Annotated in this window: 21 protein-coding genes; 19 read left to right on the top strand and 2 right to left on the bottom strand. The window is 72.5% G+C overall.

Annotated elements, in window-relative coordinates:
* Window positions 1-13 precede the first annotated feature (13 nt).
* Window positions 14-589: a hypothetical protein gene (locus tag ACFWPI_RS17765; protein WP_380376391.1), complete on the bottom strand. Its 576-nt coding sequence runs from the start codon at window positions 587-589 to the stop codon at window positions 14-16.
* A 215-nt stretch (window positions 590-804) separates the two neighbouring features.
* On the opposite strand from ACFWPI_RS17765, the gene hisI reads away from it, so the two are divergent.
* From hisI to ACFWPI_RS17670, 19 genes are all read left to right on the top strand, one after another.
* Entirely contained in the window at window positions 805-1176 is a 372-nt protein-coding gene (hisI, locus tag ACFWPI_RS17760; protein ID WP_063347172.1) for a phosphoribosyl-AMP cyclohydrolase, read from the top strand.
* A 48-nt stretch (window positions 1177-1224) separates the two neighbouring features.
* Window positions 1225-2748, top strand: a complete 1524-nt coding sequence (locus tag ACFWPI_RS17755) for an anthranilate synthase component I (protein WP_380334091.1) — start codon at window positions 1225-1227, stop codon at window positions 2746-2748.
* A 50-nt stretch (window positions 2749-2798) separates the two neighbouring features.
* On the top strand, window positions 2799-3299 hold the full coding sequence (locus ACFWPI_RS17750; RefSeq protein ID WP_380376395.1) for a Uma2 family endonuclease: 501 nt from the start codon (window positions 2799-2801) through the stop codon (window positions 3297-3299).
* Window positions 3296-3898 carry a TIGR02234 family membrane protein gene (locus ACFWPI_RS17745; RefSeq protein ID WP_380376397.1) on the top strand — a complete coding sequence of 201 codons (603 nt, stop codon included), beginning with the start codon at window positions 3296-3298 and terminating at the stop codon, window positions 3896-3898. Before ACFWPI_RS17750 ends, ACFWPI_RS17745 begins: the two co-directional genes overlap by 4 nt.
* Before the next feature lie 222 nt (window positions 3899-4120).
* On the top strand, window positions 4121-4375 hold the full coding sequence (locus ACFWPI_RS17740; protein WP_380334098.1) for an HGxxPAAW family protein: 255 nt from the start codon (window positions 4121-4123) through the stop codon (window positions 4373-4375).
* A gap of 119 nt (window positions 4376-4494) precedes the next feature.
* Window positions 4495-4938 (top strand): DUF2752 domain-containing protein, encoded by a 444-nt coding sequence (locus ACFWPI_RS17735; protein ID WP_063347168.1) that lies wholly within the window; start codon window positions 4495-4497, stop codon window positions 4936-4938.
* Between the two features lie 347 nt (window positions 4939-5285).
* The gene (gene trpC, locus ACFWPI_RS17730) at window positions 5286-6092 is read left to right on the top strand and encodes an indole-3-glycerol phosphate synthase TrpC (protein ID WP_063347167.1); all 807 of its coding nucleotides are present in this window, start codon (window positions 5286-5288) and stop codon (window positions 6090-6092) included.
* A 9-nt stretch (window positions 6093-6101) separates the two neighbouring features.
* Entirely contained in the window at window positions 6102-6251 is a 150-nt protein-coding gene (gene trpM, locus ACFWPI_RS17725) for a tryptophan biosynthesis modulator TrpM (protein ID WP_167745855.1), read from the top strand.
* A 47-nt stretch (window positions 6252-6298) separates the two neighbouring features.
* Window positions 6299-7570 carry a tryptophan synthase subunit beta gene (gene trpB, locus ACFWPI_RS17720; RefSeq protein ID WP_063347166.1) on the top strand — a complete coding sequence of 424 codons (1272 nt, stop codon included), beginning with the start codon at window positions 6299-6301 and terminating at the stop codon, window positions 7568-7570.
* 2 nt (window positions 7571-7572) lie between these two features.
* A complete protein-coding gene (trpA, locus tag ACFWPI_RS17715) occupies window positions 7573-8382 on the top strand; it encodes a tryptophan synthase subunit alpha (RefSeq protein ID WP_063347165.1) in 810 nt (269 codons plus the stop codon).
* A gap of 211 nt (window positions 8383-8593) precedes the next feature.
* Window positions 8594-8842 (top strand): hypothetical protein, encoded by a 249-nt coding sequence (locus tag ACFWPI_RS17710; protein ID WP_063347164.1) that lies wholly within the window; start codon window positions 8594-8596, stop codon window positions 8840-8842.
* A 200-nt stretch (window positions 8843-9042) separates the two neighbouring features.
* Window positions 9043-9561, top strand: a complete 519-nt coding sequence (locus ACFWPI_RS17705) for a MauE/DoxX family redox-associated membrane protein (protein WP_380376406.1) — start codon at window positions 9043-9045, stop codon at window positions 9559-9561.
* 66 nt (window positions 9562-9627) lie between these two features.
* A complete protein-coding gene (locus tag ACFWPI_RS17700; protein ID WP_380376409.1) occupies window positions 9628-10491 on the top strand; it encodes a DsbA family protein in 864 nt (287 codons plus the stop codon).
* Between the two features lie 143 nt (window positions 10492-10634).
* Window positions 10635-11726, top strand: a complete 1092-nt coding sequence (gene lgt, locus ACFWPI_RS17695; protein ID WP_380376410.1) for a prolipoprotein diacylglyceryl transferase — start codon at window positions 10635-10637, stop codon at window positions 11724-11726.
* A 160-nt stretch (window positions 11727-11886) separates the two neighbouring features.
* Entirely contained in the window at window positions 11887-12609 is a 723-nt protein-coding gene (locus tag ACFWPI_RS17690; RefSeq protein WP_380380538.1) for a VIT1/CCC1 transporter family protein, read from the top strand.
* Window positions 12610-13049: 440 nt separating this feature from the next.
* On the top strand, window positions 13050-17651 hold the full coding sequence (gltB, locus tag ACFWPI_RS17685) for a glutamate synthase large subunit (RefSeq protein WP_380380529.1): 4602 nt from the start codon (window positions 13050-13052) through the stop codon (window positions 17649-17651).
* Window positions 17644-19104: a glutamate synthase subunit beta gene (locus ACFWPI_RS17680; protein ID WP_380380531.1), complete on the top strand. Its 1461-nt coding sequence runs from the start codon at window positions 17644-17646 to the stop codon at window positions 19102-19104. The genes gltB and ACFWPI_RS17680 overlap by 8 nt, the downstream gene beginning before the upstream one ends.
* 342 nt (window positions 19105-19446) lie before the next feature.
* A complete protein-coding gene (locus tag ACFWPI_RS17675; RefSeq protein ID WP_363368552.1) occupies window positions 19447-20313 on the top strand; it encodes a helix-turn-helix transcriptional regulator in 867 nt (288 codons plus the stop codon).
* Window positions 20314-20397: 84 nt separating this feature from the next.
* Entirely contained in the window at window positions 20398-21855 is a 1458-nt protein-coding gene (locus ACFWPI_RS17670; protein ID WP_380380534.1) for an aldehyde dehydrogenase family protein, read from the top strand.
* Window positions 21856-21958: 103 nt separating this feature from the next.
* On the opposite strand, the gene ACFWPI_RS17665 is transcribed toward ACFWPI_RS17670, so the two are convergent.
* Entirely contained in the window at window positions 21959-22528 is a 570-nt protein-coding gene (locus ACFWPI_RS17665; protein ID WP_380380536.1) for a Uma2 family endonuclease, read from the bottom strand.
* Window positions 22529-22588 lie beyond the last annotated feature (60 nt).

Raw genomic sequence — 22588 nt, 5'->3', positions numbered from 1 at the left:
ACGATAGAGGCTGTCAGTGCAGGTTGCCGGTGAGCTTGGGGCCGCCCTGCTTGTTGGAGGCCGTCAGGGTGCAGGTGTAGTCCCGCCAGCCCTGCTGGTAGTTGGCCTGGGCGGGGCCGAACTGGCGGCCGTAGTACGTCTTCCCGTCGTTCTGGCGGGCCTTGGCGGCGGCCTCGGCCTCCTTGCAGCCCTCGCGCATGGCGAGCGAGATCGGGATCTCGCCGGTCAGGCCGTCGGCCAGTTTCAGGTCGGCGATCACCTGGCCGTCGTGCTCGCCGGTGCAGGGGCGCTCCTCGGCCTTGGTGATCACCGGGCTGAGCTGCGGGTGGTCGAAGCAGGCGCCGACCGGGAAGAAGGCGTACGGCGGGGCCTTGGTCGGGGTGGGTGTCGGTGTGGGGGTGGGTGTGGGGGTCGGGGTGGCCGTGGGGGTGGGCGGGGGTGGCGCGGCGGCGGGCTTGCGCTCCTCCGGCCAGAGCAGGACGGTGGCCACCACCGCGAGCAGCACGGCCAGGACGGCCACGACGGCGAGGACCAGGCCCCGGGACGGGCGGGAGTCGGCGGCTGCGGGCGGCTGCTGCTCGGAGGTCATGGGCATGAGGATGGCCCACGCGGGGCCCGCCCGGCAGGCGGTTGGCCGAAATCGCCCCTTTACGGCGAGGTTCGGGGTAGGGCGGGATAGGCTCCCCGGCCGCACGGATCCAGCCTGGAGGTAGTGAGTGCACCGTGTAGGGCCCACCGCACAAGGCGCACGGCGCAGGGCGCAGGCCGCACCGGGGCTGCGGGCCGGACTGCAACAATGGCCCCATGTCCACCACACCCGCCACCCCCGGCACCACCGCCCTGGCCCCCGAGATCGCCGCGCGCCTCAAGCGCACCGAGGACGGCCTGCTCCCGGCGATCGCGCAGCAGTACGACACCGGCGAGGTGCTGATGCTGGGCTGGATGGACGACGAGGCGCTGCACCGCACGCTCACCACCGGCCGCTGCACCTACTGGAGCCGCAGCCGCCGCGAGTACTGGGTGAAGGGCGACACCTCCGGCCACGCCCAGGCGGTCAAGTCGGTGGCGCTGGACTGCGACGGCGACACTCTGCTGGTGAAGGTCGACCAGACCGGTGCCGCCTGCCACACGGGCGACCGCACCTGCTTCGACGCCGACGTGCTCCCGCTCGCCTGACCTCTCCTCCTGCTCCTCCTACCGGATCTCCAGAAGGTGCCGCTCGCCATGGATCTCGAAGCCTTCCGCAAGCTCGCCGTCGACACCCGGGTCATCCCGGTCACCCGCAGGCTCCTCGCGGACGGTCTCACCCCGATCGGCCTGTACCGCAGCCTCGCCGAGGAGCGGCCCGGCACCTTCCTGCTGGAGTCCGCCGAGCAGGGCCGCAGCTGGTCGCGCTACTCCTTCGTCGGTGTCCGCAGCGCCGCCGTCCTCACCGTCGGGGAGGACGGCGAGGCCCGCTGGCTGGGCACCCCGCCGGTCGGCATCCCGACCGGCGGCGACCCCTTGCAGGTGCTGCGCGCCGCGCTGGAGGCGCTGCACACCCCGCGCCGCGACGACGACGGCCTGCCGCCGCTCACCGGCGGCCTGGTCGGCTACCTGGGCTACGACGTCGTCCGCCGGCTGGAGAAGCTGCCCGACCTCAACCCGGACGACCTGCGGCTGCCCGAGCTGACCATGATGCTCGCCACCGACCTCGCCGTGCTCGACCACGTCGACGGCACGGTGCTGCTGATCGCCAACGCCGTCAACCACAACGACCTGGCCAGCGGCGTGGACGAGGCCTACGCGGACGCGGTGGCCCGGCTGGACGCCATGGAGGCCGACCTGCTCAAGCCGGTCGACCCGGGCCTGGCCACCTTCACCCCGGCCGGGCCGGGCGAGGCCCGCTCCCCGTTCGGCGGCGCGCCGTACCGGGCGGCGGTGGAGGTGGTGAAGGAGCGGATCCGGGCCGGCGAGGCCTTCCAGGTCGTCCCCTCGCAGCGCTTCGAGGCGCCCTGCCCGGCCTCGGCGCTGGACGTCTACCGCGTGCTGCGCACCACCAACCCCAGCCCGTACATGTACCTGTTCCGCTTCCCGGGGCCGGACGGCACCGCCGAGGGCGGCTTCGACGTGGTCGGCTCCAGCCCGGAGGCGCTGGTCAAGGTGACCGCCGGCGAGGCGATGGTGCACCCGATCGCCGGGACGAGGCACCGCGGCGCCACCCCGCACGAGGACGCGGCGCTGGCCGCCGAGCTGCTCGCCGACCCCAAGGAGCGGGCCGAGCACCTGATGCTGGTCGACCTGGGCCGCAACGACCTCGGCCGGGTCTGCGAGCCGGGCAGCGTGGAGGTGGTCGACTTCATGCACATCGAGCGTTACAGCCACGTGATGCACATCGTCTCCACCGTCACCGGCCGGGTGGCGCCCGGGCGGACCGCCTTCGACGTGCTGACCGCCTGCTTCCCGGCGGGCACCCTGTCCGGCGCGCCCAAGCCCCGCGCGATGCGGATCATCGAGGAGCTGGAGCCCACCCGCCGAGGCCTGTACGGCGGCTGCGTCGGCTACCTGGACTTCGCCGGGGACTCCGACACCGCGATCGCGATCCGCACCGCCGTGCTGCGCGACGGCACCGCCTTCGTGCAGGCCGGCGCGGGCGTGGTCGCGGACTCCGACCCGCACGGGGAGGACACCGAGTGCCGCAACAAGGCGGCCGCCGTGCTGCGGGCCGTCGCCACCGCCAATACGCTGCGGACGCCGGAACTGTCGTGAGTCCACAGTCGTGAGCTGTAAGCCGTGAGTCGTCGAGGGAGGCGGCCGGGATGTCCGAGGTGTCGCCCGACGAACTGCGGCGGGTGGTCGTGCTCGATGCGGCCGCCCAGATCGAGGACCAGCTGGGCGGGCACGGCCGGGTGCTGTCCGGCGCCGTGACCGACGCCCCGGCCGACGCCCCCGACCTGATCCCCGACCTGACGGTGACCGCCCCGGGGGCGGAGCCCGACGGCCGGGGCCGGTACGCCGGGAGCGACGTCGAGGCCGTCCTGGAGGTGGCCCGGCCGCACCTCGCCGAGGCGGCGCTGGCGTACGCGCGCAGCGGGATCCCGCTGTACGTGGTGGTCGACCCGGCGGCGGCGGCCTGCACCGTGCACACCGCGCCGTCCGCCGACGGCGGGTACCGGGAGGCGGAGCGGGTGCCGTTCGGCAACGACCTGTTCCTGCCGCTCGCCGGGCGGACGCTGGTGCTGCGGACGGACGAGTTCCCGGCAGGGCCGCCCACCCCGGGTGCGGGGCCGGACGCCGGGCGGGGGATAGTGGACGGGTGAGCGCACCTGACCAGACCCCCGTACCCGCCCCGCCGGCCCCCGCGTCGGGCCGCCGGACGCTCGGCGTGATGCTCCTGCTGACCGTGCTGAGCGCCGTGCTGGTGCTGACCGCCGTCGGCCGGGTCTGGGCCGAGGGCCGGGCCGGCACCCTGGCGGTGTCCGTCTCCGGCGGCGCGATCTCCGAACTCCCGGGCGGACTGGCCCTGGTGGGGCTCGCGGCGGCCGTCGCGGTGTTCGCGGTGCGCGGCGCGGGCCGGCTCGCGGTCGGCGCGCTGACCCTGCTGGCGGGCCTCGGCGCGGCCGCCGCCTCGGCCGCGGGCGCCGGGGACACCGCCGCGCTGGACGCCGAGGCGGCCCGCAAGCTGGCGCTGTCCGGGTCGGCGGCCACCGAGGTCGGCCACACCGGCTGGCCCTGGGTGGCGCTGGCCGGCGGGCTGCTGCTGGCCGTCGCCGGGCTGCTCACCCTCCGCTACGGCCGGAGCTGGCCGGCCATGGGCAGCCGCTACGAGGCGCCCACCCGCAAGGCCCCGGCGAAGAGCGAGACCCCGGCCGACCTGTGGAAGGCGCTGGACCGGGGCGAGGACCCGACCACGGTCTGAGCGCGGGCCTTGAGCGCCGGGCCCGAGCGGGCCCGGGCTTCGGGCCTCAGCGGGCCCCAGTAGACCTCAGCAGCCCGCAACGGGCCCCGGCGGCGGTGTGACGCGATAGACCCGCCACCCGCTTTGGGCCGCCGGTGTGTGGCCCGGCACAATGGAACCCGTCAACCCGCCGGCGGCCCCGCAGGCCCGGCCGGGCCCCGAGAGGCTAGGAGCACCACTCAGATGGCAGCAGCAGCACACGGTCACACCACCGCCGCCTGGACCGGCGTGACCATCACGTTCATCGGTTTCGGGATCGCGGGGGTCGCGATGATCCTCCCGTCGGTGATGCTGGTCTGGGCCGGCATCGCGGTCATCCTGGCCGGCGGCGTGGTCGGCAAGGCGATGTCGATGGCGGGCATGGGCCAGCAGCCGAGCGCCAACGTGTACACCTCGCACGAGGAGCAGCGCGCGGCCCGGGCCGCCGTCGCCGCCTGACGACGGACTCCTCGCAGCAGTACGACTCGCAGGAGTACGACTCGTAGCAGTACCGAACGGCGGGCGCGCCGCGCCCGCCGTTTCGTTCTGTCCGGGCCCGGCACGGGCAGAATCGGGGCGTGACCTCCGCCTCCACCACCTCCGCCCTGCCGCCCGTCCTGCGCCGGCTCGGCCCGCCGCTGGCCGCGCTGGCGGCGGTGGCCGTCCCCGCCGTCTACGTCGCCGCGGTGGACCCGAACACCCCCGGGCACTACCCCGACTGCCCCTTCCTGGCCGCCACCGGCTGGTGGTGCCCCGGCTGCGGGGGGCTGCGCTGCGTCCACGCGCTGGCCCACGGGGACTTCACCGGCGCGCTGCACGACAACGCCGCGGCCGTCCTGCTGTTCGGCGTCCTGGCGCTGTTGTGGCTGCGCTGGGCCTGGGCCGCGCTGACCGGCGCCGGGCCGCGGCCCAGGCCGCCGGTCGGGGCCCGGCGCTGGGTGCTGATCCTCCTGCTGCTGCTGGTGTTCACGGTGGTGCGCAACCTGCCCGTCGGGGCGGGGCTGGCGCCCCTGCTGGTTTGACCGCCCACGCCGGCGGGTAGCGACCCGCGCAGGCTCGCGCACCGGTCCACACCGGGGCCCGTACATCGGTCCACTTGGTCCGCACCGCGCGTTCGGGCACCGCCGGGGAACCGGTGAAACCGCAGTTGGGGGCTGCTCAGGGGGGCGTCCGGCACGCGAGACGCACACCGGGCGGATGCGCCCCGCGCCCCCGGGTGCCGATACCATCGAAGTGCCGCCGGGCCACCGCCCGGACGGCTCGTCGCCGGCGAACGAACAGAAATGTTGGGGGCACTTCGCGTGAGCGAGCGAACCATTGACAGGTGCGTGTTGCGCGCAGCGCCTGCTGAGCGAAGCGAGGTGTGCGCATGAGTGTGCTCGACACGATCATCGAAGGGGTCCGCGAGGACCTCGCCGAACGGCAGGCCCGGGTCTCCCTGGACCAGCTGAAGGAACTCGCCGCCAAGGCCCCGGAGGCCAAGGACGGCGTCGCCGCGCTCAAGGGCGACGGGGTCCGGGTGATCTGCGAGGTGAAGCGCTCCAGCCCGTCCAAGGGCGCCCTGGCCGCGATCGCCGACCCGGCCGCCCTGGCGAGCGACTACGCGGCCGGCGGCGCCGCCGCGATCAGCGTGCTCACCGAGCAGCGCCGCTTCGGCGGCTCGCTGGCCGACCTGGACGCCGTCCGCGCGGCGGTGGACACCCCGCTGCTGCGCAAGGACTTCATCGTCACCGCCTACCAGCTGTGGGAGGCCCGCGCGCACGGCGCCGACCTCGCGCTGCTGATCGTCGCCGCCCTGGACCAGTCGGCCCTGGTGTCGCTGATCGAGCGGGCCGAGTCGATCGGCCTCACCCCGCTGGTCGAGGTGCACGACGAGGAGGAGATCAAGCGCGCGGTGGACGCCGGGGCGCGGATCATCGGCGTCAACGCCCGCAACCTCAAGACCCTTGAGGTGGACCGCAACACCTTCGGCAACGTCGTCCACGCCATCCCGGACAGCGTCGTCAAGATCGCCGAGTCCGGCGTGCGCGGCCCGCTGGACGTGATCTCCTACGCCAACCTGGGCGCCGACGCCGTCCTGGTCGGCGAGTCCCTGGTGACCGGCAAGGACCCGCGCGCCGCGGTCGCCGACCTGGTCGCGGCCGGCGCCCACCCCGCCGTCCGGCACAAGGACTGACCCGCCGACATGAAGATCGCCACCCGCCTCGCCCCCGGTTGCCGCCCGCGCGGCTGCCGCGCGCCCGCACGCCGGGTGCTGGGGCGGCGGGTGCGCTACGTGATCGGCTGCGAGCCCGGGCAGGTGCCGGGCCGCCGATGGCGACGGACATCCGGCTGAGCCCAGCCACGAGACGTCCCTGTCGTCATCTTCCAAAGGACTCCACCATGTCCGACAAGTCCGCGAAGGACTACCTGCCCGGCGCCCAGGTGCCGGACGCCCGAGGCTACTTCGGTGCCTACGGCGGCCGCTTCATCCCCGAGGCGCTGGTCGCCGCGGTCGAGCAGGTCGCCGAGGAGTACGAGAAGGCCAAGGCCGACCCGGCCTTCGCCGCCGAACTCGACGGCCTGCTCAAGGACTACACCGGCCGCCCGAGCCCGCTGACCGACGTGCACCGCTTCTCCGCCGAGGCGGGCGGCGCGCGCGTCCTGCTCAAGCGCGAGGACCTCAACCACACCGGCTCGCACAAGATCAACAACGTGCTGGGCCAGGCCCTGCTCACCCGGCGGATGGGCAAGACCCGGATCATCGCCGAGACCGGCGCCGGCCAGCACGGCGTGGCCACCGCCACCGCCTGCGCCCTGTTCGGCTTCGACTGCACCATCTACATGGGCGAGGTCGACACCCAGCGCCAGGCGCTGAACGTCGCCCGGATGCGGATGCTCGGCGCCGAGGTGGTGTCCGTCACCTCCGGCAGCCGCACCCTCAAGGACGCCATCAACGAGGCGTTCCGCGACTGGGTCGCCAACGTGGACTCCACCCACTACCTGTTCGGCACCGTGGCCGGCCCGCACCCCTTCCCGATGATGGTCCGCGACTTCCACCGGGTCATCGGCATCGAGGCCCGCCAGCAGGTGCTCGACCGCACCGGGCGGCTGCCCGACGCCGTCGTCGCCTGCGTCGGCGGCGGCTCCAACGCGATGGGCATCTTCCACGAGTTCATCCCCGACGCCGGCGTGCGCCTGATCGGCTGCGAGGCCGCCGGCGAGGGCGCCGACACCCCCAAGCACGCCGCCACCCTCACCAAGGGCGACCCCGGCGTGCTGCACGGCTCGCGCACCTACGTCCTCCAGGACGAGGACGGCCAGACCATCGAGTCGCACTCCATCTCCGCCGGCCTCGACTACCCGGGCGTCGGCCCGGAGCACGCCTGGCTGAAGGACACCGGACGGGCCGAGTACCGCCCCGTCACCGACGACGCCGCCATGCAGGCGCTGCGGCTGCTGTCCCGCACCGAGGGCATCATCCCGGCCATCGAGAGCGCCCACGCGCTGGCCGGCGCCCTGGAGCTGGGCCGCGAGCTCGGGCCCGAGGCCACCATCCTGGTCTCGCTCTCCGGGCGCGGCGACAAGGACATGCACACCGCGGCCGAGTACTTCGGCCTGTACGACGAGCCGGCCGGCGGCTCGGCCCACGACGCGGCCCACGGGGGTAAGTGACCATGGCATCGAAGCTCAGTGGCATCCTGGCGGCCGCCAAGGCCGAGGACCGCGCCGCGCTGATCGGCTACCTGCCGGGCGGCTTCCCGACCGTCGACGGCGGCATCCGGGCGATCAACGCGCTGATCGAGGGCGGCTGCGACATCGTCGAGGTCGGCCTGCCGCACTCCGACCCGGTGCTGGACGGCGCCGTCATCCAGACCGCCGACGACATCGCGCTGCGCGGCGGCGTGCGGATCAAGGACGTGCTGCGCACCGTCCAGGAGGTCGCCACCGCGCACCCCGAGGCGGCGGTGCTGGTGATGACGTACTGGAACCCGGTCGACCGCTACGGCACCGCGCGCTTCGCCGCCGACCTCGCCGCCGCGGGCGGCGCCGGTTGCATCCTGCCGGACCTGCCGGTGGAGGAGTCCGAGGAGTGGCGCAAGGCGGCGGACGAGCACGGGCTCGACACCGTGTTCGTGGTCGCCCCCAGCAGCAAGGACCCGCGCCTGGCCGAGGTCACCGCGGCCGGCAGCGGCTTCGTCTACGCGGCCGCCGTGATGGGCGTGACCGGGACCCGCGCCCAGGTCGGCTCGCTCGCCGAGGACCTGGTCGCCCGCACCCGGGCCACCACCGACCTGCCGGTCTGCGTCGGCCTCGGCGTCTCCACCCCCGCGCAGGCCGCGGAGGTGGCGGGCTTCGCCGACGGCGTGATCGTGGGCTCCGCGTTCGTGAAGCGGATCCTGGAGGCCGGCGACGACGAGGCGGCCGCGCTGGACGCGGTGCGCGCCCTGGCCGGCGAGCTGGCGGCGGGCGTCCGCCGGCGCTGACCCGTACGTCCTGACGGCCCGTCGCCCTTCGTGGGTGGCGGGCCGTCGCGCTTGCGTGCGCCCGGCTCGCCGGGCGGCGGCGCTCGCGCGGCCCCGAACGGGTGAACAGCGACGGGCACACGCATCAGCCGGGGTTGACCGGCGTTGAGTGGAGGGACGAGTGCACGAACGAGGTGCACGGGGGTTGCCGAGCGAGCGAAGGAGTGAGCCGGTGCCGGGTCTCCATCGGGCCGTTCTGCTGCGGGCGGCCGCCGCCGCGCTGGCGCTCGGCGCCGCCGTCGGCGCGCACACCGAGGTGGGGCAGGCGCTGGCCAGGCGCGGTGCCGAGCGGGCCGTGCGGGACGCGTACGCCTGCGCCGAGGCGGCCCGCTGGGACGCCGCCGAACGGGCCGCCCACCCGCACCACGAGGGCCGCGCCGACCTGTTCGACCCGGGGCGTCCGCCCGGCTGCCGCTCCTGAGGGCCGCGCGGACCTGATCGACCACGGGCGTCCGCGCGGCCACCCGCCCGGCCGTCCGCCCTTGAACGGACGTTCGCCGGATTCGGACACACCATCACCAGACGTCACCCATCCGGCTTAATTCCTGAATATGGAGGAACCGCCCTTCGTCCCTTACGGTTCATCAGGAAGTGAACGAGTTTCCCGAGGGGGGTTCCCTGATGGCCGGCCCGGCAGCGCAGCCCGGTGACCCGGCGCCCGCGCCGCCCGCCCGGCGGCCGGTGCCGGCCTGGAGTCCGTGGCTGGGCACCGTCGTCCGGCTCGGCCTCGCGGTGGTCTGGGGCTGGGCCGGCCTGGCCAAGATCGCCGACCCGGCGGAGGCCGCCCAGGCCGTCCGCGCCTACGAGATCCTGTCCGAGGGCCTGGTCAAGCCGGTCGGCTACGCCCTGCCCTTCCTGGAGCTGGCGCTCGCCCTGCTGCTGGTGATCGGCCTCGGCGTCCGGATCGTCGCCGGCGTCTCCGCGCTGCTGCTGCTCACCTTCATCGCCGGGATCGCCGCCGCCTGGGCGCGCGGCATCTCGATCGACTGCGGCTGCTTCGGCGGCGGCGGGCACGTCGACGCCTCGCAGACCGAGTACCTCCAGGAGATCCTGCGCGACACCGGGTTCCTCCTGCTGGCCGGGTGGCTGCTGTGGCGGCCCCGCACCAGGTTCTCGGCGGACGGCTGGCTGGCGAGCTGACCGGCCGGCCCCGCCGCACCCCCACCCCACCCCACGAAGGCCCTCCCGATTGTGGATGTCAAGGCAATGAGCGAGAAGAACCGAGAAGGCAAGCGCACCGCCCGCGAGCGGATGCTGGAGCAGCGGTCGGCCGACGAGGCCACGTCCAAGCGCAGGAAGAAGCTGTTGGTGGGCGGCGCGGTGCTCGTGGTGATCGCCGCCGCCGTGGTCACCGGCGTCGTGGTGCAGAACCAGCGCTCCAAGCCGGAGACCCCGGTCGCCGCCCCCGCCGGGACGATCGGCGACAAGAACCTGGTCATCCCGGCCGGCTCGGCCAACGCCCCGGCCGTCCTCACCGTCTACGAGGACCCGCGCTGCCCGGCCTGCGGGATCTTCGAGCGCGAGTTCTCCTCGACCGTCGACCAGCTGGAAGACGCCGGCAAGATCTACACCAACTACCACATCGTGTCGTTCATCGACCGGGCCGTCCCGGGCAAGGGCTCCAAGGCGGGCGCCAACGCGCTGGCCTGCGCCCAGGACGCCGGGCACTTCCGGGACTTCCACGACGTGCTGTACCGCAACCAGCCGGGCGAGACCAGCGACGCCTTCGGCGACAAGGCCGTCCTGATCAACCTCGCCAAGCAGGTCAACGGCCTCGACACGCCCGCCTTCCAGGCTTGCGTCAACGACAACAAGTACGGCGGATGGGTGTCGTCCGTGCAGCAGGACTTCGACAAGTCCAGCTACAAGTCCACCCCGACCGTGCTGCTCAACGGCCAGCCGGTCTACCCCAAGAACGGCGCCGAGGAGATCACCCCGGCGAACCTGGTGAAGTGGGTCGACGCCGCCAACCAGGGCAAGCAGCTGGGCACCGCAGGCTCCAACGGGCAGACCCCGGCGCCCACCAGCACCGCCTCGGAGGCCAACAACCCGTCGCCGACCGCGGGCTGAGCCCCGCACACCGCCGGGTGACCGCCGCCGCCTCCTCCCCGTCCGGAGGGGGCGGCGGCGTCGTTCCCGGCGCCCGTTGTTCGGTATCTGTGACCCCGGGGGTGCCCAGCAGGGGCCGCAGACCCTGTAGCGTCGGAACCGCCATGGATATCGCCTACATTCCCAGCCCGTCGCGGGGCGTCCTGTACCTCGGACCGATCCCGCTGCGCGCCTACGCCTTCTGCATCATCCTCGGTGTCGTCGTGGCCGTCTGGCTCGGCAGCAAGCGCTGGGTCGCCCGGGGCGGTGCCAAGCACACGGTCGGCGACATCGCCGTCTGGGCCGTGCCCTTCGGCCTGGTCGGCGGCCGGCTGTACCACGTGATCACCGACCACCAGCTGTACTTCGGGGTCGGCAAGAACCCCTGGAACGCCTTCAAGATCTGGGAGGGCGGCCTCGGCATCTGGGGCGCCGTCGCGCTCGGCGCGGTCGGGGCCTGGATCGGCTGCCGCCGCCGGGGCGTGCCGCTGCCCGCGTACGCGGACGCCATCGCGCCGGGCATCGCGCTCGCGCAGGCGATGGGCCGCTGGGGCAACTACTTCAACCAGGAGCTGTACGGCCGGCCGACCACGCTGCCGTGGGGCCTGGAGATCGACAAGACGCTGCCGGGCGGCGAGGTCGTCAAGGGCGTCTACCACCCGACCTTCCTGTACGAGTCGATCTGGTGCGTCGGCGTCGCGCTGCTGGTGATCTGGGCCGACCGCCGCTTCAAGCTGGGGCACGGCCGGGCCTTCGCGCTGTACGTGGCCGCGTACACGGTGGGCCGGTTCTGGACCGAGTGGCTGCGGATCGACGAGGCGCACGTCTACTTCGGCCTGCGGCTGAACGACTGGACGTCGATCGTGGTGTTCATCGGCGCCGTGGTCTACCTGGTGGTCGTCGGCACGAAGCGGCCCGGCCGGGAGGACCCGGCGAGCATCGACCCGCTGGCCGACGAGGAGGGCGAGTCGCAGGGCCCGTCCGACAAGGCGGCGGCGTCCGGCAAGGCCGCGGGGTCCGAGAAGTCCGGCAAGGCCGAGAAGGCCGGCAAGGCCGCTTCGGCGGAGAAGGCCGCCGGGAAGCCCGCGCCGTCCGAGAAGGTCGCCGGGGCCGGTGAGACCGCCGAACTGTCCCAGTCCGCGGACGAAAAGGCGGACGCGGAGGCAGCCTCCGAGGCCGTCGAGAGCGCCGACAAGAATGCCAAGAACCTGACCTGACCTGGGAGTTCCCCCCGCTTCGGCCGCCCGCGCGATGCTCGCGCAGGGCGGCCGAAGCGCTGTTCGGACAGCCTTACTTTGCTGGAAATGCGCAGGTCAGACGGTCTACGGTCGGGGCAGACGAATCGAACGGAGGGGAACTGCCGTGAGCGCGACCACCCTGGAGCCCGAGGCCGGGCACCACCCCCGCATACCCGCTGCCGGGCACCACCGGGACGTGAACGGAGGCTGGCTGCGGCCCGCCGTGTTCGGGGCGATGGACGGCCTGGTCTCCAACTTCGCGCTGATGACCGGCGTGGTCGGCGGCGCGGCGTCCAGCGGCACGGTGGTGCTGACCGGGCTCGCCGGGCTGGTGGCCGGCGCCTGCTCGATGGCGGCGGGGGAGTACACCTCGGTGGCCTCGCAGGCCGAGCTGGTGCAGGCCGAGATCGAGGCCGAGCGGCTGGAGCTGAGCCGCAACCCGCACGGCGAGCTGGCCGAGCTGGCGCAGCTGTACATCTCCCGCGGGGTGGAGCCGGACCTCGCCCACGAGGTGGCCCGGCAGCTGTCCGCCAACCCGGACCAGGCCCTGGAGATCCACGCCCGGGAGGAGCTGGGCATCGACCCGAACGACCTGCCGTCACCGTGGGTGGCCGCCGGGTCGTCCTTCGTCTGCTTCGCGGTGGGCGCGCTGCTGCCGCTGCTGCCGTACCTGCTGGGGGCGACCTCGCTGGTGCCGGCGTTGCTGCTGTCGGTGGTGGGGCTGTTCCTGTGCGGCGCGGTGGTGGCCCGGGTGACGGCGCGCAGCTGGTGGTTCAGCGGGCTGCGGCAGCTGGTGCTGGGCGGGGCGGCGGCCGGGGTGACGTATCTGCTGGGGTGGCTGATCGGCGGGCACGTCGGCTAGGTGCACTCGTTCGGCCGGGGTGTGTGACGACCCGGAGGAGTGCATGACTATGCCAGGTAGTGCGTGACGTTCCGCACATGGCCGCCGGGCGGTGCCTGGCCTAGTCTCACCATCCGGGCTTCGGGGCCGAGGATTCGCATCCGTGGGTGAGCCCTCGGGATCGATTCACAGGCGTCCTTGATCGTCCCGTGTGGCGATCGGGTTTCGCCCCTGTTTCAGGCGGCCGACCGCCGGGCACAATCGAGGGGACGCGCATTGTGGCGCGTCCTCTCATTCCCCCCTTGACCTGCGGATCAGTCCGCCATGTGGACGAGATATTCCACTTCCCGGGATCTTGGGCATCATGTAACTTGCACGAAATCGCATCAGGGCCAACGTCGTCCCTCCTTGCACCACACAGCCGAAAGACGACGACGGGAGAGCCGATGCTGCCTGCATCCATGCACTCCGCCAACGAGCCCCAGGCCGGCGCAGCCCGCCAGCCGTACGCGCTCGTTCCGGATGCGCGACCTACCGCTCAGGGCCTGTACGACCCGCGAAACGAGCACGACGCCTGCGGCGTCGGTTTCGTCGCCACGCTGACCGGCATCGCCGACCACACCATCGTCGAACAGGCGCTGACCGTCCTGCGCAACCTGGAGCACCGCGGCGCCACCGGCGCCGAGCCGGACTCCGGTGACGGCGCCGGCATCCTCACCCAGATCCCGGACGCCTTCCTGCGCGGCAAGGTCGACTTCGAGCTCCCCGCCGCCGGCTCCTACGCGGTCGGCATCGCCTTCCTGCCCGACGAGGACGCCGCCGACGCGGACGCCGTCGCCCGGATCGAGGCCATCGCGGCCGAGGAGGACGTGACCGTCCTCGGCTGGCGCGACGTCCCCGCCACCCCGGACCTGCTCGGCGCCACCGCCCGCAGCGTCATGCCGCGCTTCCGGCAGCTCTTCCTCGCCAAGGACGGCCTGGCCGGGATCGAGCTCGACCGGACCGCCTTCGTCGTCCGCAAGCGCTCCGAGCGCGAGGTCGGGGTCTACTTCCCGTCGCTGTCCGCGCGCACCATCGTCTACAAGGGCATGCTGACCACCGGCCAGCTGGAGCCCTTCTTCCCCGACCTGTCGGACCGCTCCTACGCCTCCGCCGTCGGCCTGGTGCACTCGCGCTTCTCCACCAACACCTTCCCGAGCTGGCCGCTCGCCCACCCGTACCGGTTCGTCGCCCACAACGGCGAGATCAACACGGTCAAGGGCAACCGCAACTGGATGAGCGCCCGCGAGTCCCAGCTCGCCACCGACCTCATCCCCGCCAACCGCAACGGCCGGGGCCTGGAGCGGATCTTCCCGGTCTGCACCCCGGACCACTCCGACTCCGCCTCCTTCGACGAGGTCCTGGAGCTGCTCCACCTCGGCGGCCGCTCGCTGCCGCACTCGGTGCTGATGATGATCCCGGAGGCGTGGGAGAACCACGCCACCATGGACCCGGCCCGCCGCGCCTTCTACCAGTACCACTCCAACCTGATGGAGCCCTGGGACGGCCCGGCCTGCGTCACCTTCACCGACGGCAACCAGATCGGCGCCGTGCTCGACCGCAACGGCCTGCGCCCGGCCCGCTACTGGATCACCGAGGACGGCCTCGTCGTCCTCTCCTCCGAGGTCGGCGTGCTCGACATCGACCAGGAGAAGGTCGTCAAGAAGGGCCGGCTGCAGCCCGGCCGGATGTTCCTCGTCGACACCGCCGAGGGCCGCATCGTCGGGGACGAGGAGATCAAGTCCTCCCTCGCCGCCGAGCACCCCTACGCGGAGTGGGTCGGCGCCGGGCAGATCCAGCTCGCCAAGCTGCCCGAGCGCGAGCACATCTTCCACACCCACGCCTCGGTCACCCGCCGCCAGCAGACCTTCGGCTACACCGAGGAGGAGCTGCGGGTCATCCTCGCGCCGATGGCCAAGACCGGCGGCGAGGCGCTCGGCTCGATGGGCACCGACTCGCCGATCGCCGCGCTCAGCGAGAAGCCGCGCCTGCTGTTCGACTACTTCGTCCAGCTCTTCGCGCAGGTCACCAACCCGCCGCTGGACGCCATCCGCGAGGAGCTCGTCACCTCGCTGCTCAGCAACCTCGGCCCCGAGGGCAACCTGCTGGCCGCCGAGGCCGCCGCCTGCCGCTCGGTCGGCATCACCTTCCCGGTGATCGACAACGACGAGCTGGCCAAGCTCGTCCACATCAACCACGACGGCGACCAGCCCGGCCTCAAGGCCGTCACGCTCTCCGGCCTCTACAAGGTCGCCGCCGGCGGCCAGGGCCTGGCCGCCCGGCTGGCCGAGATCGCCGCCGAGGCCGACGCCGCGATCGCCGACGGCGCCCGGATCGTCGTGCTCTCCGACCGGCACTCCGACGCCGAGCACGCCCCGATCCCCTCGCTGCTGCTCACCTCCGCGATCCACCACCACCTCATCCGCACCAAGCAGCGCACCCAGGTGTCGCTGCTGGTCGAGGCCGGCGACGTCCGCGAGGTGCACCACGTCGCGCTGCTGATCGGCTACGGCGCCGGCGCCGTCAACCCGTACCTGGCCATGGAGTCCGTCGAGGACCTCGTCGCCCAGAAGGTCTTCATCCAGGGCGTCGAGGCCGAGAAGGCCATCAAGAACCTGATCAAGGCGCTCGGCAAGGGCGTGCTCAAGGTCATGTCCAAGATGGGCATCTCGACCGTCGCCTCCTACCGCGGCGCCCAGGTCTTCGAGGCCATCGGCCTCTCCCAGGAGCTGGTCGACGGCTACTTCGCCGGCACCACCACCAAGCTCGGCGGCATCGGCCTGGAGGAGATCGCCAAGGAGACCGCCGCCCGCCACGCCAAGGCCTACCCGGCCTCCGGCATCCCGGCCGCGCACCGCGCGCTGGAGATCGGCGGCGAGTACCAGTGGCGCCGCGAGGGCGAGCCGCACCTGTTCGACCCGGACACCGTCTTCCGGCTCCAGCACTCCACCCGCAACCGCCGGTACGACATCTTCAAGCAGTACACGGACCGGGTGAACGAGCAGTCCACCCGCCTGATGACGCTGCGCGGCCTGTTCCAGCTGGACGCCCTCGGCCGGACCCCGATCCCGGTCGAGGAGGTCGAGCCCGTCTCCGAGATCGTCAAGCGCTTCTCCACCGGCGCCATGTCGTACGGCTCCATCTCCCTGGAGGCGCACGAGACCCTCGCCATCGCGATGAACCGCCTCGGCGGCAAGTCCAACACCGGCGAGGGCGGCGAGGACCCGGACCGCCTGTACGACCCGCAGCGCCGCTCGGCCATCAAGCAGGTCGCCTCCGGCCGCTTCGGCGTCACCTCCGAGTACCTGGTCAACGCCGACGACATCCAGATCAAGATGGCCCAGGGCGCCAAGCCCGGCGAGGGCGGCCAGCTGCCCGGCCACAAGGTCTACCCGTGGGTCGCCAAGACCCGGCACTCCACCCCGGGTGTCGGCCTGATCTCGCCGCCGCCGCACCACGACATCTACTCGATCGAGGACCTGGCGCAGCTCATCCACGACCTCAAGAACGCCAACCCGGCCGCCCGCATCCACGTGAAGCTGGTCTCCGAGGTCGGCGTCGGCACGGTCGCCGCGGGCGTCTCCAAGGCGCACGCCGACGTGGTGCTGGTCTCCGGGCACGACGGCGGTACCGGCGCCTCCCCGCTGACCTCGCTGAAGCACGCGGGCGGCCCCTGGGAGCTCGGCCTCGCCGAGACCCAGCAGACCCTGCTGCTCAACGGCCTGCGCGACCGCATCGTCGTGCAGACCGACGGCCAGCTCAAGACCGGCCGCGACGTCGTCATCGCCGCGCTGCTCGGCGCCGAGGAGTTCGGCTTCGCCACCGCGCCGCTGGTCGTCTCCGGCTGCATCATGATGCGCGTCTGCCACCTGGACACCTGCCCGGTCGGCGTCGCCACCCAGAACCCGGTGCTGCGCGAGCGCTTCTCCGGCAAGCCCGAGTTCGTGGTCAACTTCTTCGAGTTCATCGCCGAGGAGGTCCGGGAGATCCTCGCCGAGCTGGGCTTCCGCACGATCGAGGAGGCCGTCGGCCACGCCGAGCACATCGACGCGGCCGCCGCCATCGACCACTGGAAGGCCGCCGGGCTCGACCTGGCCCCGCTCTTCCACGTCCCGCAGCTGCCCGAGGGCGCGGCCCGCCACCGCACCACCTCCCAGGACCACGCGCTCGACAAGGCCCTGGACAACCAGCTGATCACGCTCGCCGAGGACGCCCTGGAACGCGGCGAGACCGTCCGCATCCAGCTGCCGATCCGCAACGTCAACCGCACCGTCGGCACCATGCTCGGCCACGAGGTGACCAAGCGCTACCGCGGCGAGGGCCTGCCCGAGGGCACCATCGACGTCACCTTCACCGGCTCCGCCGGGCAGTCCTTCGGCGCCTTCGTGCCGCGCGGCGTGACCCTGCGGCTGGAGGGCGACGCCAACGACTACGTCGGCAAGGGCCTCTCCGGCGGCGTCGTGATCGTCCGCCCGGCCCGCGACGCCGCGGCCATCGGCAACGACGCGCAGAACCACGTCATCGCCGGCAACACCATCGGCTACGGCGCCACCTCCGGCCGGATCCACCTGCGCGGCAAGGCCGGCGAGCGCTTCGCCGTCCGCAACTCCGGCGCCACCCTGGTCGTCGAGGGCGTGGGCGACCACGGCCTGGAGTACATGACCGGCGGCCGGGTCGTCATCCTCGGCGAGACCGGGCGCAACCTGGCGGCCGGCATGTCCGGCGGCATCGCCTACGTCCTGGACCTGCGCCCCGCGAACGTCAACGACGGCCTGGTGGGCATCGAGGCCCCCTCCGCCGCCGACCGCGACTGGCTGCGCGAGACCGTGCAGCAGCACTACGAGGAGACCGGCTCCACCGTCGCCGCCGAACTCCTGGCCGACTGGGGCAGCGGGGTCTCCCGCTTCTCCACGATCATGCCGACCGACTACAAGGCAGTGCTCGCCGCCAAGGACGCCGCTGAGCGCGACGGCCTCTCCGAGGCCGAGACCACTCGCAAGATGATGGAGGCGGCTAATGGCTGACCCCAAGGGCTTCCTGACCACGCCCAAGCAGCTGGCCGAGCGGCGCCCCGTCGACGTGCGCCTGCGGGACTGGAACGAGGTCTACGTCGAGCGCAGCCTCCTGCCGATCATCACCGAGCAGGCCGGCCGCTGCATGGACTGCGGCATCCCGTTCTGCCACAACGGCTGCCCGCTCGGGAACCTCATCCCCGAGTGGAACGACCTCGCCTACCGGGACGACTTCGTCGGCGCGATCGAGCGGCTGCACGCGACCAACAACTTCCCGGAGTTCACCGGCCGCCTCTGCCCGGCGCCCTGCGAGTCGGCCTGCGTGCTCGGCATCAACCAGGACGCGGTGACCATCAAGAACGTCGAGGTCACCATCATCGACAAGGCCTGGGACCGCGGCGGCGTCACGCCGCAGGTCCCGGAGCGGCTGTCCGGCAAGACCGTCGCCGTCGTCGGCTCCGGCCCGGCCGGCCTGGCCGTCGCCCAGCAGCTCACCCGGGCCGGGCACACCGTCGTCGTGTACGAGCGCGCCGACCGCGTCGGCGGCCTGCTGCGCTACGGCATCCCCGAGTTCAAGATGGAGAAGCGCCACATCAACCGCCGCGTCGAGCAGATGCGCGCGGAGGGCACCCGCTTCCGCACCGGCGTGCACGTCGGCGAGGACATCACCGGCCAGCAGCTGCGCGAGCGCTTCGACGCCGTCGTCGTCGCCGCCGGCGCCACCACCGCACGCGACCTGGCGGTGCCCGGGCGCGAGCTCAAGGGCGTCCACCAGGCCATGGAGTACCTGCCGCTGGCCAACAAGGTGCAGGAGGGCGACTTCGTCGAGTCGCCGATCAGCGCCAAGGGCAAGCACGTCGTCGTCATCGGCGGCGGCGACACCGGCGCCGACTGCGTCGGCACCGCCCACCGCCAGGGCGCGGCCTCCGTCACCCAGCTGGAGATCATGCCGCGGCCCTCCGAGGAGCGCCCCGGCCACCAGCCCTGGCCGACCATGCCGATGACCTACAAGGTCACCTCCGCGCACGAGGAGGGCGGCGAGCGGATCTACTCCGTGAACACCACCCGCTTCACCGGCGACGAGGACGGCAACGTCCAGGAGCTGCACCTCGTCGAGGTCGAGTTCAGGGACGGCCGCTTCGAGCCCGTCCCCGGCACCGAGCGGGCCGTCCCGGCGCAGCTCGTCACCCTGGCCATGGGCTTCACCGGCACCGACGTCCGCAACGGCCTGGTCGAGCAGCTCGGCGTGGACCTGGACGCGCGCGGTAACATTGGCCGCGACGGCCGGTTCGCCACCAATGTCGATGGCGTCTACGTCTGCGGAGACGCCGGCCGCGGTCAGTCGCTGATCGTCTGGGCCATCGCGGAAGGCCGCTCGGCCGCAGCCGCGGTGGACAAGTACCTCGGCGGCAAGACCCCACTGCCGGCCCCGATCCGTCCCACCGACCGCCCGCTGGTCGTCTGACGGGCCGACCGGCCCCCCGAACCCCCGGTGCCGCATCGCCGGGAGCTCAACCCGCTGCCCCCGCCAGAGTCGCCGGGCCAACGCGGTCTCCTGGCGCCTGCCCTCTTCCCCGACCAGTTGGAGGGCGGGCGCCGTCGCGTTCCCCCGCCTTACCCTGAAGCTGGCGGGCCCGTCAAGGGTCGTGTCAACTCTCAGACATTTCCCAGGACTTGGGTCTACCGTAGGCCCGTTCCGGACGCCGCGCGGGAGGGCCTGACCGGACGGACTGTTGTTCGCCGGTGCCAGGTGGCAGACTGCCGCCGACGGCCGGGGGGCTGCTGCGCGAGTGCGGAGGTTGACGCGATGAGCACGACTCAGACAAGCGGAGGCGCCACGGTACGGCGCCTGCTGCTCGGCACCCAGCTGCGCAAGCTCCGCGAGGCCAGGGGCGTCAGCCGCGAGGAGGCCGGCTACTCGATCCGCGCCTCCGAGTCCAAGATCAGCCGGATGGAACTCGGCCGGGTCGGCTTCAAGGAACGCGACGTCGCCGACCTGCTCACCCTCTACGGAGTCGAGGCCGAGCAGGAGCGCGCCACCGTCCTCGGACTCGTCCGGGACGCCAACGCCACCTCCTGGTGGCACGAGTACGGCGACGTGCTGCCCGCCTGGTTCCAGAACTACGTCGGCCTGGAGGAGGCCGTCGCCGAGATCCGCAGCTACGAGGTCCAGTTCGTCCACGGGCTGCTCCAGACCGCCGACTACGCCCGCGCCGTCATCGCCGCCGGCGGCCACGTCACCGACCCCGGCGAGATCGAACGCCGCGTCGAGGTCCGGCTCAAACGCCAGGCCCTGCTCACCGCCGAGAGCGGCCCCCGCCTGCTCGCGATCCTCGACGAGGCCGCGCTGCGCCGCCCCTGGGGCGGCCCCGAGCTGATGCGCAACCAGATCGACCGGCTGCTCGAACTCGGCGAACTGCCCAACGTCCGGCTCCGGGTGCTGCCGCTGGGCTGCGCCGGACTGAGCGCCGAGAGCGGCGCCTTCACCGTGCTCGGCTTCGCCGAACCCGAACTCGCCGACGTCGTCTACGTCGAACAGTTCACCACCGCGCTCTACCTCGACAAGCCAGCCGAGGTCGCCGAGTACCGCCACGCCATGGAAGGACTGCTCGCCGACAGCCTCGACCCCGAACAGACCCGGCAGCTCCTGTACTCCGTACGCCAAGAGCTGTAAGACGTCAGTACGATGATGCCCAATCAGACCGGGCCGTAGCGGCTCGCCCGCCGACGTTCCCCGAACCGGCACGAGAGGGATCAGATGTCGTACTTCTCCGAGTTGGCGCTGCAGTACATCGACGGCGAATGGTGCAGCGGCAGCGGCTCCTGGGACATCGTCGACGTCGACCCCTACACCGGCGACAAGCTCGCCACCATCACCGTCGCCACCATCGCCGAGGTCGACCGGGCCTACCGGGCCGCCGAACGGGCCCAGAAGCAGTGGGCCGCCACCACCCCCTACGCCCGCCGGCTCGTCTTCGAACGCGTGCTGCGCCTGATCGAGGAGCGCGAGGAGGAGATCACCCGCGCCATCATGGCCGAGCTCGGTGGCACCGCGCTCAAGGCCGCCTTCGAACTCTCCCTGGTCAAGGACATGCTGCGGGACTGCCTGCGGGTGTCCCTGGGCCTGGAGGGCCGGCTGCTGCCCTCGATCACGCAGGGCCAGGAGAACCGCCTCTACCGGCTGCCGGTCGGCGTCGTCGGCGTGATCAGCCCGTTCAACTTCCCGCTGTACCTCTCGATCAAGGCCGTCGCCCCCGCCCTCGCGCTCGGCAACGGCGTGGTGCTCAAGCCGCACCAGGAGACCCCGATCGTCGGCGGCACCCTGATCGCCCGGCTCTTCGAGGAGGCCGGCCTGCCGGCCGGGCTGTTCAACGTCGTGGTCACCGACATCGCCGAGATCGGCGACGCCTTCATCGAGCACCCCGTGCCCAAGGTCATCGCCTTCACCGGCTCCGACCGGATCGGCCGGCACGTCGCCACCGTCGCCGCCGCCAACTTCAAGCGGACCGTGCTCGAACTCGGCGGCAACAGCGCGCTGATCGTGCTCGACGACGCCGACCTCGACTACGCCGTGGACGCCGCCGTGTTCAGCCGCTTCGCCCACCAGGGCCAGGTCTGCATGGCCGCCAACCGCGTCCTCGTCGACCGCTCCGTCGAGGCCGAGTTCACCGCCAAGTTCGTCGCGAAGATCTCCTCGCTCACCGTCGGCGACCCCAAGGACCCGGCCACCCAGATCGGCCCGCTGATCAACCCCGTCCAGGCCGACACCATCACCGCCCAGGTCGACCAGGCCATCGCCGCCGGCGCCACCGCACTGCTGCGCGGCACCACCGTCGGCAGCCTGATGGAGCCCGTCGTCCTCACCGGCCTGGCCGAGGACGCGCCGATCCTCCAGCGCGAACTCTTCGGCCCGGTCGTGCTCGTGGTGCCCTTCGACGGCGAGGACGAGGCCGTCCGGCTCGCCAACGACAGCCCCTTCGGGCTCAGCGGCGCGGTGCACACCGGCGACGTCGAGCGCGGCGTCCGGGTCGCGCACCGGATCGAGACCGGCATGATCCACGTCAACGGCGGGACCATCGCCGACGAGCCGGCGGTGCCGTTCGGCGGGGAGAAGAACTCCGGCATCGGGCGGCTCAACGGGGAGTCCACGGTGGACGCGTTCACCACCGTGAAGTGGATCTCCGTCCAGCACGGGCGCACGGCCTTCCCGTTCTGAGCGGTGCTGGTCCGGGCGTTCTTGTTCCGGGCGTCTTCGTTCTGACGGTGCCGCCTCGGGCGGTGCGGGTCGCCCGGCGGCAGCTGCCGGGCGACCTGATCGGTCAGGCCGGGTAACGGATGAGACCGTCGGTGGCGAGCTCGAAGCCGAAGGGAGTGGGGATCGGCACCCGGTCGCCGAAACTGCCGGTCCAGCGTTGGCGGTAGGCGCCGTCGGAGGGCTCGGAGTAGAGGGTGATGTCGCCCTTGCGCGGATCGATCAGCAGGTACAGCGGGATCCGCATCTGCGGGTAGTCGCGCACCTTGCCGACCAGGTCGTTCTCCGGGTTCGACGGCGAGACGATCTCCACCGCGATCGCCGCCTCCTCGGCCGGCACCTCGTTGCCGCCCAGTTCGACGACCGAGATCGGGATGTAGGTCAGGTCGGGGTTGCGCAGCTTGCCCACGTTCGGCGACGCCAGATCGGTGTTCTCGCTCGGCATCAGGTCGGACGGGCGACGCGCGTCGAACTGCTCGCGGATGAGCAGCAGGTTGCGCTGGTGGATCACCGATGGGCCGGCCATCATGATGATCTCGTCGCCGGAGATCTCGATCTTCCACCCGGCCGGAGGCGTCAGGCTTTGCGCGTAGGCCAGCAGCCGCGCGTGGCGCTCTGGGATCTGGAACTCGCTCATGGGCCCCATTCTTCCACTGCGAACAGCACGAAGGCCGTCGGCGCGGGACGGTTCGTCCCG

It is taken from the genome of Kitasatospora sp. NPDC058492, from assembly GCF_042720685.1.
GTDB lineage: Bacteria > Actinomycetota > Actinomycetes > Streptomycetales > Streptomycetaceae > Kitasatospora.
This window is presented reverse-complemented; position numbering and strand designations above follow the sequence as displayed.

What these genes read in the sequence shown, in the direction of transcription:
- ACFWPI_RS17765 (WP_380376391.1), bottom strand. Translation starts at nt 589, where the DNA reads ATGACCTCCGAGCAGCAGCCGCCCGCAGCCGCCGACTCCCGCCCGTCC.
- hisI (WP_063347172.1), top strand. Translation starts at nt 805, where the DNA reads ATGTCCACCACACCCGCCACCCCCGGCACCACCGCCCTGGCCCCCGAG.
- ACFWPI_RS17755 (WP_380334091.1), top strand. Translation starts at nt 1,225, where the DNA reads ATGGATCTCGAAGCCTTCCGCAAGCTCGCCGTCGACACCCGGGTCATC.
- ACFWPI_RS17750 (WP_380376395.1), top strand. Translation starts at nt 2,799, where the DNA reads ATGTCCGAGGTGTCGCCCGACGAACTGCGGCGGGTGGTCGTGCTCGAT.
- ACFWPI_RS17740 (WP_380334098.1), top strand. Translation starts at nt 4,121, where the DNA reads ATGGCAGCAGCAGCACACGGTCACACCACCGCCGCCTGGACCGGCGTG.
- trpC (WP_063347167.1), top strand. Translation starts at nt 5,286, where the DNA reads ATGAGTGTGCTCGACACGATCATCGAAGGGGTCCGCGAGGACCTCGCC.
- trpM (WP_167745855.1), top strand. Translation starts at nt 6,102, where the DNA reads ATGAAGATCGCCACCCGCCTCGCCCCCGGTTGCCGCCCGCGCGGCTGC.
- trpB (WP_063347166.1), top strand. Translation starts at nt 6,299, where the DNA reads ATGTCCGACAAGTCCGCGAAGGACTACCTGCCCGGCGCCCAGGTGCCG.
- trpA (WP_063347165.1), top strand. Translation starts at nt 7,573, where the DNA reads ATGGCATCGAAGCTCAGTGGCATCCTGGCGGCCGCCAAGGCCGAGGAC.
- ACFWPI_RS17705 (WP_380376406.1), top strand. Translation starts at nt 9,043, where the DNA reads ATGGCCGGCCCGGCAGCGCAGCCCGGTGACCCGGCGCCCGCGCCGCCC.
- ACFWPI_RS17700 (WP_380376409.1), top strand. Translation starts at nt 9,628, where the DNA reads ATGAGCGAGAAGAACCGAGAAGGCAAGCGCACCGCCCGCGAGCGGATG.
- lgt (WP_380376410.1), top strand. Translation starts at nt 10,635, where the DNA reads ATGGATATCGCCTACATTCCCAGCCCGTCGCGGGGCGTCCTGTACCTC.
- gltB (WP_380380529.1), top strand. Translation starts at nt 13,050, where the DNA reads ATGCACTCCGCCAACGAGCCCCAGGCCGGCGCAGCCCGCCAGCCGTAC.
- ACFWPI_RS17680 (WP_380380531.1), top strand. Translation starts at nt 17,644, where the DNA reads ATGGCTGACCCCAAGGGCTTCCTGACCACGCCCAAGCAGCTGGCCGAG.
- ACFWPI_RS17675 (WP_363368552.1), top strand. Translation starts at nt 19,447, where the DNA reads ATGAGCACGACTCAGACAAGCGGAGGCGCCACGGTACGGCGCCTGCTG.
- ACFWPI_RS17670 (WP_380380534.1), top strand. Translation starts at nt 20,398, where the DNA reads ATGTCGTACTTCTCCGAGTTGGCGCTGCAGTACATCGACGGCGAATGG.
- ACFWPI_RS17665 (WP_380380536.1), bottom strand. Translation starts at nt 22,528, where the DNA reads ATGAGCGAGTTCCAGATCCCAGAGCGCCACGCGCGGCTGCTGGCCTAC.